9 protein-coding genes are annotated in these 12,822 nt (G+C 34.8%); 5 read left to right on the forward strand and 4 right to left on the reverse strand.

Going from position 1 to position 12,822, the window contains the following annotated elements; all coding sequences use genetic code 11:
* Positions 1-137: 137 nt before the first annotated feature.
* The 4 genes from purB (at position 138) to H4V97_RS04935 (ending at position 5,449) form a co-directional block, all read left to right on the forward strand.
* A complete protein-coding gene (gene purB, locus H4V97_RS04920) occupies positions 138-1,484 on the forward strand; it encodes an adenylosuccinate lyase (protein ID WP_196850893.1) in 1,347 nt (448 codons plus the stop codon).
* Between the two features lie 11 nt (positions 1,485-1,495).
* A complete protein-coding gene (locus tag H4V97_RS04925) occupies positions 1,496-2,104 on the forward strand; it encodes a hypothetical protein (RefSeq protein ID WP_209549104.1) in 609 nt (202 codons plus the stop codon).
* 85 nt (positions 2,105-2,189) lie between these two features.
* On the forward strand, positions 2,190-2,990 hold the full coding sequence (locus tag H4V97_RS04930) for a polysaccharide deacetylase family protein (protein WP_245345193.1): 801 nt from the start codon (positions 2,190-2,192) through the stop codon (positions 2,988-2,990).
* Positions 2,991-3,208: 218 nt separating this feature from the next.
* Entirely contained in the window at positions 3,209-5,449 is a 2,241-nt protein-coding gene (locus H4V97_RS04935; RefSeq protein ID WP_209549105.1) for a cation:proton antiporter, read from the forward strand.
* Positions 5,450-5,594: 145 nt separating this feature from the next.
* On the opposite strand, the gene guaB is transcribed toward H4V97_RS04935, so the two are convergent.
* Positions 5,595-7,067 carry an IMP dehydrogenase gene (gene guaB / locus H4V97_RS04940; protein WP_209549106.1) on the reverse strand — a complete coding sequence of 491 codons (1,473 nt, stop codon included), beginning with the start codon at positions 7,065-7,067 and terminating at the stop codon, positions 5,595-5,597.
* 163 nt (positions 7,068-7,230) lie between these two features.
* Here guaB and H4V97_RS04945 point away from each other — a divergent pair, with 163 nt between their 5' ends.
* Entirely contained in the window at positions 7,231-9,777 is a 2,547-nt protein-coding gene (locus H4V97_RS04945; RefSeq protein ID WP_209549107.1) for a cation-translocating P-type ATPase, read from the forward strand.
* 43 nt (positions 9,778-9,820) lie between these two features.
* On the opposite strand, the gene H4V97_RS04950 is transcribed toward H4V97_RS04945, so the two are convergent.
* From H4V97_RS04950 to H4V97_RS04960, 3 genes are all read right to left on the reverse strand, one after another.
* Positions 9,821-11,218, reverse strand: a complete 1,398-nt coding sequence (locus H4V97_RS04950) for a DUF5723 family protein (RefSeq protein WP_209549108.1) — start codon at positions 11,216-11,218, stop codon at positions 9,821-9,823.
* Positions 11,215-11,766: a hypothetical protein gene (locus H4V97_RS04955; protein ID WP_196850887.1), complete on the reverse strand. Its 552-nt coding sequence runs from the start codon at positions 11,764-11,766 to the stop codon at positions 11,215-11,217. The genes H4V97_RS04950 and H4V97_RS04955 overlap by 4 nt, the downstream gene beginning before the upstream one ends.
* 110 nt (positions 11,767-11,876) lie before the next feature.
* A complete protein-coding gene (locus H4V97_RS04960) occupies positions 11,877-12,740 on the reverse strand; it encodes a hydroxymethylglutaryl-CoA lyase (protein ID WP_196850886.1) in 864 nt (287 codons plus the stop codon).
* Between the last annotated feature and the right edge of the window lie 82 nt (positions 12,741-12,822).

The following is a 12,822-nucleotide window of genomic DNA, read 5'->3' on the forward strand; positions in this document are numbered from 1 at the left end:
AATTGCAAAATCAATGGCAAATCAATAGCGATGAAAAAAATAGTTTTAATAAAGAATTCCTTCAAAAAATCTAAACTTATAACTCATAACTTATAACTTATAACTATTTTTGTGCTTCTCGAACAAACAACACTAAAATGACTACTTTAAACGAATTGAATGCTATATCACCAATCGACGGAAGATATAGAAACAAGACTATTTCGCTGGCTCCATTTTTCTCTGAAGAAGCCTTAATCAAATACCGCGTATTAGTTGAAATTGAATATTTTATTGCTTTGTGCGAAGTGCCTTTGCCACAACTTAAAAACGTAAACCCAGATTTATTCGAAAGCTTGCGCAACATTTATAAAAACTTCTCTACTGAAGATGCGCTTTGGATCAAAGAAACGGAGAAAGTGACCAACCACGATGTAAAAGCGGTGGAATACTTCATCAAAGATGCTTTTGAAAAACTAGGTTTATCTGAATATAAAGAGTTTATCCACTTTGGATTGACTTCTCAAGATATTAATAACACAGCGATTCCGCTTTCTACAAAAGACGCTTTCGAGAAAGTATATATGCCTTCATTGATTACTTTGACTTCAAAATTGAAAGATTTAAGTGTTGAATGGGCGGCCATCCCAATGCTGGCTCGTACGCATGGTCAACCGGCTTCTCCTACTCGTTTGGGTAAAGAAATTGGTGTTTTTGTAGAACGTTTAGAAGAGCAAATGCGTTTGTTATTCAACATTCCATTTGCAGCCAAATTTGGCGGAGCAACAGGAAATTACAATGCACATCACGTGGCATATCCGCAAATCGACTGGAGAAAATTTGGAGGGAAATTTGTGGAGGAAAATCTAGGTTTACATCACTCTTTCCCTACTACACAAATTGAACATTACGATCATTTCGCAGCATTTTTTGATGCTTTGAAACGAATTAATACCATCATCATCGATTTAGACCGAGATATTTGGACGTATGTTTCGATGGAATATTTCAAACAAAAAATTAAAGCGGGAGAAATAGGATCTTCAGCGATGCCGCATAAAGTGAACCCGATTGATTTTGAAAATTCAGAAGGAAATTTAGGAATTGCCAATGCGATTTTCGAACATTTATCAGCCAAATTACCGTTGTCAAGATTGCAACGCGATTTGACGGACAGTACGGTTTTGAGAAACATTGGTGTACCAATTGGACACACTTTAATAGCTTTTGAAGCTACTTTGAAAGGATTGAACAAATTGTTATTGAACGAACCTAAATTTCACGAAGATTTAGAGAAAAACTGGGCTGTAGTTGCCGAGGCGATTCAAACGATTTTACGTCGTGAAGGATATCCTAATCCTTACGAAGCGTTGAAGGGATTGACCAGAACCAATGAAGCGATTGATAAAAAAGCAATTCATGGTTTTATCGCTACCTTAGAGGTTTCGGATGAAATTAAAGCAGAATTAATGCAAATCACTCCAAGTAATTTCTTGGGTATTTAATTATATGATATATGAAAACAGGGCTTACTTTTTTGTTGTTATTTTATTTTATTTTTTCATTTTCTCAAAAAAAAATCATTGAAAATTTTGAAATTGAGATTGATAAGGCAAAGGAGCCATCTAGTTTTTCAAATGCTCTTTTGAGAAGTGTGAAATTTGATGAAGCGAAATTAAAATTCATCATGGTCAAATGTAAAATTAAATCACTCGACAAAGATTTCGCTGAAATTAGTGCGTTTTCATTATTAGATACCGTAAACAAAGTTAGATATAGAGTTGGTGATTATTTAGGATATGCTTCTATTGTTGGGTTCCCTGAAGTAAATCCTTATAGGAAAAGTGAATCTAATGATAAAAAATACACTTACAATTCACCAAAATATGATTCAAACGAAATTGATCAATTTGACAAATTTAATTTTGAAGGCTATAAAAATTTCGAAATCCCTATAGAATTTGGTTCAGATAAAAAACCTGATCAAAGTGTAATATATTTTGGAAAAACTGCTTACAAGAATTTTAAAGCTGAAATGTTTTTTATTACTTTGAGAGAAATGAAAGATGCCGTTTTTGAACTATATTACAAAAATAATAAGATTAGTTCTTTTCAAATAGAATAATTTGATAAATTTATTATTTGAATTTATCTAACTTAAAAGGGCGGAAAAATAGATATAAAACACAATCTTAAAGTACAAAGTAATCTTGAAAAAAAATTTACCTCTAATCATATTACTTTGTACTTTTTTTATATTTTCCTTTCAAAGTAAAAAAATTGTCAAATCAAGCAAAGCGGATAATCCTAATGTCACTGCTGGTGTTGCCTTAACATTTGATGATACTTTTGTGAATGAATGGTATGATACTGACAAACAACTTCGTAAATATTCTTGGAAAGCAACTTTTTGTGTTTCTGAAATAAATACACTAAATAGTTCTGAAATAGCTAAATTACTGGCTTTACAAAAAGAAGGAAATGAAATTGCCGGACATGGATTCAATCACTATGATGCAAAAAAGTTTGTTGCTCAATATGGAATTGATGCCTACCTCAATCAAGAAATCGATCCAATGCTGGCTTTGATGAATTTTTATTCTTTAAATGTTACCTCATTTGCCTATCCTTTCGGTTTTAGAAATGCAATAATTGACGCTGCACTTTTAAAAAAATTTAAAATAATCAGGGCAACAACTTATGGTGCAGAAGCTCCTTATGAGCAAAATTGCTACTATAATAACACCAGAGTTTTATACGGCATTGGCATGGATACCACGCATCCTTCTTTTAGCACAGCCTATCTTAAAAAACTTTTAAATTACACTCGAGAACATCATAAAATTCTAATTTTATTTGGTCATAAAACGGTAAATAAAAAAGCACCGGCAAATTATGAAACTGAAATGAAAACATTAAAGTTGATTTGTAACTTTGTGAAACAAAACAACATGAAGTTTTATACTTTATCAGAATTGAGCAAATCAAAATCTTCTCCTTTTCTAAAATAAGGTTGGAATTGTATTATTTATTGAACGAAATTCCATTTCGATGTTCTAGCCCCGACAGTAGTGGAAAGCCTCAAGGGAAAAAAGTTGTTTTTTCTTGTACTGACAGAGCGAACAAAGGAAGCTCTTGCCACTGGAATAGAAAAAAGATTTATGACAAAGGCCCAAACCGTTGGGATGAAACGGATGGCGGGAATAGCTCCTAAATAAAAGCAAAAACTATGGATACGGCAGCAATAGTTACAGAAACGACCCATCACTTACAGCCCTTGATAAGCGATTTAGGATTAATACTTATGACTGCCGGAGTTGCAGTATTGCTGTTTAAAAAAATCAAACAACCGCTGGTTTTGGGGTATTTAATTGCAGGTTTTTTGGCTGGAAATCATTTTGATTTTTTCCCATCGGTGACTGATATTAAAAGTGTTGAAGTTTGGGCAGAAATTGGCGTAATATTTTTGTTGTTCAGTCTTGGTCTAGAATTCAGTTTTAAAAAACTGATGAAAGTCGGTGGAACGGCTTCCATTACTGCAGTTACACAAATTTTTTCGATGACCGTCATAGGTTATTTGGTTGGGCAGTGGATGGATTGGACCAAGATGGATAGTGTTTTTTTAGGCGTGATTCTTTCGATTTCATCGACCACTATTATTCTCAAAACATTTGAAGAATTAGGCGTAAAAGCTCAAAATTTTGCCGGAATCGTTATTGGTTCTCTCATTGTTCAGGATATTGTTGCTATTTTAATGATGGTTTTGCTATCAACTATTGCTGTCAGCAACCAATTTTCGGGAGGTGAATTGATGCAATCAGTCTTAAAACTGGTGTTTTTCTTAACTATTTGGTTTGTTGGAGGCATCTTTTTTATTCCCACTTTGCTCAAAAAAGCAAAACATTTATTATCAGATGAAATGCTGCTTATTATTTCGCTGGCGCTTTGCTTGATGATGGTGATTCTTGCCGCAGATGTGGGGTTTTCTCCAGCCCTAGGTGCGTTTATAATGGGTTCAATAATTGCTGAGACTACACAAGCGGAACACATTGAACATTTAGTAAAACCAGTAAAAGATCTATTTGGGGCCGTTTTCTTTGTGTCTGTCGGAATGCTAATTGATCCTCAAACCTTGTATGAGCATACGATTCCCGTCGTTATTCTATCCCTTATTACTATTTTTGGGCAATCTATAAGTTCGACGGCAGGCGCGTTACTTTCAGGAAAACCGTTGAAAGAATCTGTTCAAACGGGAATGAGTTTATCTCAAATTGGGGAATTCTCCTTTATCATTGCCTCGCTTGGAATGACGCTTCATGTTACGAGTTCGTTCTTGTATCCTATTGACGTTGCGGTTTCGGCGGTGACTACATTCACTACTCCGTTCATGATAAAATTATCGACTCCATTTTCGGAATTCCTGGCGAATAATTTACCGAGAAAATGGACCAAAAACATTGAGCGTTACAGTGCAAATACTCAGGCTATAAAATCAGTAACCAACTGGCAAATTGTATTGCATGCTTACCTGCTGCAAGTTGTCTTGGTGTCGGTAATAATTATTGCTGTAATTTTACTTTCGTCTAAATTTATTTTGCCGTTGGTCCAAGAATATGAATATGGAAATACACTAGGGGCATTTATTACATTGGTATTTCTTTCGCCTTTTTTATGGGCACTTTCCTTGCGTCGTGTGGCTATAAATGAGGTCGAAAAATTAATGTCAGAGCGCAAATACCGTGGTCCTATGGCTATGATGTTTTTATTTAGATTGTTATTGACGACTTTTTTTATAGGTTTTTTATTGAATATATTTTTCTCCCCAAAAATTGCGTTAATTGCATTGATAGGAGCTACGGTTATCTATTTTATTTTCAGTAAAAAATTAAATGCGCAATATCATAAAATTGAGCATCATTTTTTATCCAACTTAAACGCTAGAGAATTAGCAACACCAAAGCGAAGTCAAAGTGATTTATCTCCTTGGGACGGGCATATGGCATTTTTTGATATTTCCGCAAGTTCCAATATTACAGGAAACACTTTATATAAATTACAACTTCGGGAGCTAATGGGAATTAATATTGCCTCTATCAAAAGAGGTGATATCATGATTAACATTCCTAAAAAGAATGATCGTTTATTTCCCGGAGATGAAATATGCGTTATAGGCACGGACACTCAGGTAAAAGAATTCAAAAATTATCTAGACCAGCATGAGACGGAAGTTCCGGATATAACTACTGAACCAGAAATTGTATTGCGCCAAATAGAATTGAAAAACGAATCCTACATCGGAAAAAGCATTCGCGATTCCAAATTGCGAGAAAAAACAAGTGGTTTGGTTGTAGGCATCGAAAAAAAGGGAAAAAGAATCTTAAATCCCGAATCGGATGTTTTGTTAGAGAAAGATGATATACTGTGGATTGTTGGAAATAAAAAATTATTAGCTGATTTAGTTCATAATTAATATATTGAGTCTAAAGACGGATGTCATAAAGTTTTAAAGTCCTTTAAAACTTTATTTAGATTTATGTAATGCACTTGTTTCTTTATAAAAAAAGGTGCATTTTTATGTACACCTTATGATTTTTGACTTTATGACTTTTGACTAATTATCTCGAATAATTCGGGGCTTCTTTCGTAATAGTTACATTATGAGGATGACTTTCGTTGATACCACTTGCAGTGATACGAACAAAACGACCTGTTTCCTGTAAAGTTGGAATATCTTTTGAACCGCAATATCCCATTCCGGCACGAAGACCGCCGATGAATTGTTGCATACTTTCGTTTAATTCTCCTTTATAAGGCACACGCCCGACGATTCCCTCTGGAACTAGTTTCTTTACATCATCTTCCACATCTTGGAAATAACGATCTTTCGATCCTTCTTGCATGGCCTCAACAGAACCCATTCCACGGTAAGATTTGAATTTTCTTCCTTCGAAAATAATAGTTTCTCCCGGAGATTCCATTGTTCCAGCTAGTAAGGAACCTAACATTACACAGTCAGCACCGGCAGCAATAGCTTTCGGTATATCACCAGTGTAACGTATTCCACCATCTGCAATTACCGGAACACCCGATCCTTTAATCGCTGCGGCTACTTCAAGTACAGCAGAAAACTGAGGAAAACCAACACCTGCGACAATACGTGTAGTACATATTGAACCTGGACCAATTCCTACTTTAACACCATCAGCGCCATTTTCAACAAGATATATGGCTGCCTCAGCAGTGGCAATATTACCTACAATAACGTCTAACTCAGGAAATTTAGCTTTTACTAATTTTAGTACATCTACCACTCCTTTTGTATGTCCGTGAGCGGTATCGATTATAACGGCATCAACTCCAGCATTGACCAAAGCCGTTGCTCTTTCCACAGCATCAGCAGTAACGCCTAATGCAGCAGCAACACGCAAACGTCCAAATTTGTCTTTGTTGGCATTTGGTTTTTGGGTCAATTTAGTAATATCTCTAAACGTAATTAAACCTACTAATTTATAATCCGCATTAACAACGGGAAGTTTTTCGATTTTATATCCTTGCAAAACTACTTCCGCTTGTTCCAATGAAGTTCCTTCGGCAACAGTTACCAAGTTTTCACTTGTCATTACCTCAACAATAGGTCTTGCATTGTTTTTTTCGAAACGTAAATCACGATTTGTCACAATACCTTTTAGTATTTTGTTGTCATCCACAATTGGGATTCCACCAATACCATATTCTTTCATTGCGTTTTTAGCATCGGCAACGGTAGAAGTCAACGGCAAAGTAACCGGATCGATAATCATACCTGATTCGGCACGTTTTACTTTTCGAACTTTAGCAGCTTGTTGCTCGATAGTCATATTTTTGTGCAAAACACCAATACCACCTTCTTGCGCCATAGCAATTGCCATAGAACTTTCGGTGACAGTATCCATAGCAGCAGACACTATTGGAACGTTAAGTGTTATATTTCTTGAAAATTTTGATTGAATACTCACTTCGCGTGGAAGAACATTTGAGTAATTAGGAACTAATAGTACATCATCGTAAGTTAATCCTTCACCGATAATCTTAGAGTTGTGTGCGATCATTGCAATTTGTAGTTGTAGTTAAATTGCGTGCAAATATAGACAATCTTAAGCAAAAAAACCACAATTTTTAACAATAAATTGATTAAATTGCATTACAAAGGTATTCCGCCCAATTATAGCCTTTGTTGTTTCCAAGCTATAAATTTTGATTAATTTCATTTCAATGGTAGAATCAGAAGCACCTATTACAGGACTTTCAAACGATCAGGTAATAGAATCAAGGACTCTCAATGGTTCCAATTCTTTAGACCATCAGGATAAAAATAATTTTCTGACTTCCTTAATCGAGATGGTTAAGGAGCCGATGTTTTTATTACTGGTAACTGCAACAGGTATTTATTTCATTACTGGTGATTATGGAAATGGAATTTTTATGGCGCTAGCCATCCTTTTGGTTTCTGCAATTTCGCTTTATCAGGAATCTAAAAGTCGAAATGCCATTGAATCCCTAAAAAAATTATCCCAACCCAAAAGCAAAGTCATTCGCAATAGTGAGATTATAGAAATAGCAAGCGAGGAAATTGTTTTGGGTGATTTCATTCAGATTGAAGAAGGGACCTTTGTAGCGGCTGACGGAACAATTATTCAATCTAATGATTTTTCTGCAAACGAATCAATACTTACCGGAGAATCACTTGCGGTTTTCAAAAATGAAAAATCCGAAAATAATGAGGTATATCGGGGAACAATTGTTGCCAGCGGATTGGCTATTTGCGAAGTGACCGCCATTGGAAGCAAAACAAAATTGGGGAAAATAGGTAAAAGTCTGGAAACGATTGCTGAAGAAAAAACACCGTTACAAATACAGATTGGAAATTTTGTAAAGAAAATGTCTCTTGTGGGCCTAGTGATTTTTGGAATTGTTTGGGGTATTAATTATTATAATTCTAAAAACTTTTTAGATAGTTTGTTAAAAGCATTGACTCTGGCAATGAGTATTATTCCTGAAGAAATTCCAGTTGCTTTCACCACTTTTATGGCTTTAGGTGCTTGGCGATTAATGAAGATGGGAATTATTGTCAAGCAAACCAAAACGGTAGAAACGTTAGGCAGTGCCACCGTAATTTGTACCGATAAAACGGGAACTATTACCGAAAACAAAATGAGTTTAGCACAATGGTATACTTTTTCTGATGACACCTTAAATAACAATGGCAATGACAAAGGCAACAGTAATAACAATCATACACTTAATCCAATAGAACAAGAGCTTCTAAGTCTCGCCATGTGGGCAAGTGAACCCATTCCGTTTGACGGCATGGAGATTGCGCTGCACGAAACGTACGGAAATTTAAAAATTAATGATGAACGGCGAAATTTCAAATTAGTACATGAGTACCCACTGGATGGAAAACCACCTATGATGACACATGTTTTTGAAAATCAAGATGGAACGCGAATCATTGCGGCCAAAGGGGCACCCGAAGCTTTAATTGCTAGTTCAAATTTATCAAAGAAGGAAACCACACAAATTTTAGAAGCAGTAGAAACGATGGCTAATAAGGGTTTTCGAGTTTTGGGTGTTGGCGTGACCGAATTTCAAGGAAATGATTACCCGAAAAAACAACAAGATTTCCCCTTTCATTTTAAGGGATTAATTGCTTTTTATGACCCACCAAAAGAGAATATTAAAACCGTCTTTGAAACATTTTATAAAGCCGGTATTCTGGTAAAAATTGTAACAGGGGACAATGCAGTTACAACATCAACCATTGCAAAACAAGTGGGTTTCAGAAACCCTGAAAAAGTTCTAAATGGCGATGAATTGATGGCAATGGACGAAGCTACTTTAAAAGAAAAAGTAATGGAAACAACTATTTTTACCCGCATGTTTCCCGAGGCCAAACTTAAAATCATAAAAGCATTAAAAGACAATAACCAAATAGTAGCCATGACCGGTGATGGTGTTAATGATGGTCCCGCTTTAAAATCAGCACACATAGGAATTGCTATGGGTAAAAAAGGGACCGAAATTGCCAAAGAAGCAGCAAATTTAATCCTGATTGATGACGATTTCTCTAAAATGACCGACGCCATCGCTATGGGAAGAAAAATTTATATCAATCTAAAAAAAGCCATTCAATATATTATTTCCATACATATTCCCATTATCCTGATTGTCTTTATTCCATTGGCACTAGGCTGGGTTTATCCTAATATTTTCTCGCCGGTTCATATTATTTTTCTCGAAATAATAATGGGTCCAACCTGTTCTATAATTTATGAAAATGAACCTATGGAACGTAATCTGATGTTGCTAGCACCAAGACCTTTTACCACTACTTTTTTCAACTTGAAAGAAATTACAATTAGTATCGTTCAAGGGCTTATGATTACTTTCGGACTATTATTTGTGTACCAATATTGCATTGCAATTAATTGTACAGAAAGTGCGACCAGAACTACTGTTTTTCTCACGCTGATATCATCTAATGTCTTTCTGACACTCGTAAATCGTTCTTTTTATTATTCTATATTTACGACCATACGTTACAAAAACAATCTGGTTTTAATGATTATTTCGTTAACCATTATCATCACGGGGTTATTATTGTTTGTTCCAATATTCGCTCATTTCTTTCAATTTGAAACGGTTTCAGCCAGCCAAATAGGTTTGAGTATTTTAGTCGGGTTTGTCTCCGTACTTTGGATTGAAATTTACAAATTATTTAAGCGTAGAAAACAGAACGAAAAGCCCGAGATAAGATAAAGGCAAGAAGATTTATTTTACTGACTAGCGTCTAAAAAGTCTATCACTCTTTATCTTTAAAAATGATATTGAGTCCAAATTGAAACGAAAGACTATTGGCTTTGGAAACATCCTTATATTCTAAAAGATTATCAGCCAGAACATAAAAATTCACAGGTCCGAATTGACTTGACAACCCCAATCCGATATTTTTATAGGAGTAAGAATCGATCGTGTAAGTTGCTTTCATTTGCAAAGAATTGAAAATTTTTCTTCTATAATACGTTGTAAAAGCCATTAATGGTGTCCGTGGAGTTGACATTAGAAACAACTGCGCACCAACGGCACTTTTATAAACAGTTTCAGGATTATAATTCAAACAGTCACAATCATCAGGGCGTTCTTCATCAAACGAATATTGAATAGATGAAATAAATTTTGCTGGACGCCAAGTGGTATATTTAGTGTACAAAGTATCTAAAGGAATAGCTGCTTTAAATTCTTGATAAACATTTCCTGCTGAATTTCCGCCCAAAAATTTTGGGTTAATACCCTCCGCATTATAATATCCTTTATAAACAAAACTTTCTACGTCCTTCGTGTGCTTTATAAAACCAATATCCGCAACACTTGCCGTAAACTGAACATTTTTCTTAGGATAATAGGTAAGTCCAGCATCAAAACCTAAGCCGAGATCACCACCAAAAAAAGTCCTATGAGCAATATCACTTGCAATATTTCCTGAATAATCACTTTTAGTATATTGCGAAATTCCAGAAGTATTGAGTTGCAAATTCGAAGAAATAACTTGTTCATAAATCCCCTTATCAGATGGAATTGTATAAATATATCCTGAATTATTAGTCGAATTCAGATTTGCAGCACTTGAATATATTTTTCCTCGAAAACCAAGGATCAAATGGTCATTTACGTTTTTATGATATCCTATATGAAGAACCGATAGCATTTCTGCCTTTACATTCAAATCCCCCAAATCAAATACTTTTCCTAAATAATCTTTATTTCCGTCCAAAGCGAGTATGGCTAAATCTTTAGGCATATAGCTCAAGAAATCAAATTCCTGATACATTCCAAAAGAAATGTAAGAATCGTATTGATCTTCGTCCCTTTTGATCCTGAAACCGCCGTTAAACAGTTCTACTTGTTCGTTTATTGCTGCTTTATCTTTTCTTGTGGTAGAAAACACGACATCACGCAATTTTTCATTAAAATCCACTCCGTTATTAGCAAATAAATCATAGGCAGAAAAACCACTTGAACCTACATTTGCCGAAATTCCAGATAATAATGGAATTCCAAAGTAGAATTTATATTTAACATCAGATCCGGGGTTAGTCAACAAAGACTGAGGAACTGCCGTAAAATTATATAAAAGTTGTTTGTTTTGGGAAATACTGTTAACCGAAACCAATAGAATAAAAAGCAATATTATTTTTCTCATTGTATAACTAAATAAGCGGTAACACTTGAACGTAATTTAATACTTCCCGAACTGTTTTCAGTTAATATTGGGCCTGGTAGCATTCTCAGAACGAAAGACATTTTAGTGGTACTTTTTAATAAATTAAGTTTTGTGTTTTGAAAAATTTCGGTTTTTGTTACAACATTAGTTCCCCCAGTATAAGCAGGAATAAAAAAGTTCATAGAATAAAGAGGTTGATTGTTTTTATCAATTAAAACGATATCCAAAACATAAGCTCTATTTATGGTGTTATTAATTTCAAAAAAGAAATCGGCTCGATTTAAATTATCTCTGAAAAAAGCATCGTTAAAGACATCAATTGTTGGAGAGTCCACTGATATAATTTGTTCTATTCCATTGGTTACAAATTGATTTGCCGGAACATCAAAACTAGCCAGATTCGTAACAAAAATAGGTTCTAACTTTACTGTATTAACTTGATTAAAATCTAAGTCGCTTGAACAGGAAAAGAAGAATATAGAGAGAAGAAATATTCCTAAAATTCTATTGAAAGGCACTGGTTTCATTGTTAAATTTATTAAAATCAATCTGTAAATAATTGTATTACCAACGCACCAATTACCTACTTATTATTTTAAATACCAAATGTTAATAAAGGCTTAAAGCTATTCATTGACTAGTGAAATTCACCAAACAATTTAGAAGCCTCATTATAAGCACTTTCAAAACTCATCGGACTTAAATTTGTATTTTCTTTTTTGGAAGTAAAGTAGGACAATAATTTCTCTGTAGGCATATTACCCGTCAAATCATCAGTGGCCATTGGACAACCACCAAAACCCTGAATCGCACCATCATATCTGCGGCAACCTGCGTTGTAAGCGGCGTCAATTTTCTCAAACCATTTATCTGGTGTCGTATGAAGATGGGCTCCAAACTCAATTTTAGGATATTTTGGAATTAAATTCGAAAATAAATACCCAATTACATCAGGTGTCGAACTTCCCACAGTATCAGAAAGTGAAAGGATTTTCACGCCCATATCAGATAATTTTTGGGTCCACTCCCCTACTATTTCCGTGCTCCATGGATCACCATAAGGATTTCCAAAACCCATAGAAAGATAGGCCACCACTTCTTTATTACTTTTATAGGCAATTTCCAGAATTTCCTGCAAAGTGATTAATGATTCAGCAATAGTTTTATGGGTATTTCGCATCTGAAAATTTTCGGAAATCGAAAACGGGAAACCTAAATATTGTATTTCAGCGTGTTCTGATGCCAAAATTGCCCCTTGCGTATTTGCAATTATTGCCAATAATTTACTTCGGGTTTTTGACAAATCTAGTTGTGCCAACAATTCCGCCGTATCCTGCATTTGCGGAATAGCTTTTGGCGAAACAAAACTACCAAAATCAATGGTATCAAAACCGACACGCAATAAGGACTGGATATAGGCTACTTTTCTAGCAGTAGGAATAAATGGTTTTATGCCTTGCATGGCATCACGTGGACATTCTATAATTTTTATTGGCTCCATAGAAAGCCAAAGATAAGAAAAGTTGCAAAGTTGCAAAGTTTCTGACTTACAAAGTTTTTATGAATTCAAAAAAAGAATGTAC

Source organism: Flavobacterium sp. CG_23.5, from assembly GCF_017875765.1.
In the GTDB taxonomy this organism is placed as follows: domain Bacteria; phylum Bacteroidota; class Bacteroidia; order Flavobacteriales; family Flavobacteriaceae; genus Flavobacterium.

Excerpts from the sequence above, each read along its gene's own strand:
- purB (WP_196850893.1), top strand. The coding sequence starts at position 138 with ATGACTACTTTAAACGAATTGAATGCTATATCACCAATCGACGGAAGA.
- H4V97_RS04925 (WP_209549104.1), top strand. The coding sequence starts at position 1,496 with ATGAAAACAGGGCTTACTTTTTTGTTGTTATTTTATTTTATTTTTTCA.
- H4V97_RS04935 (WP_209549105.1), top strand. The coding sequence starts at position 3,209 with ATGGATACGGCAGCAATAGTTACAGAAACGACCCATCACTTACAGCCC.
- guaB (WP_209549106.1), bottom strand. The coding sequence starts at position 7,067 with ATGATCGCACACAACTCTAAGATTATCGGTGAAGGATTAACTTACGAT.
- H4V97_RS04945 (WP_209549107.1), top strand. The coding sequence starts at position 7,231 with ATGGTAGAATCAGAAGCACCTATTACAGGACTTTCAAACGATCAGGTA.
- H4V97_RS04950 (WP_209549108.1), bottom strand. The coding sequence starts at position 11,218 with ATGAGAAAAATAATATTGCTTTTTATTCTATTGGTTTCGGTTAACAGT.
- H4V97_RS04955 (WP_196850887.1), bottom strand. The coding sequence starts at position 11,766 with ATGAAACCAGTGCCTTTCAATAGAATTTTAGGAATATTTCTTCTCTCT.
- H4V97_RS04960 (WP_196850886.1), bottom strand. The coding sequence starts at position 12,740 with ATGGAGCCAATAAAAATTATAGAATGTCCACGTGATGCCATGCAAGGC.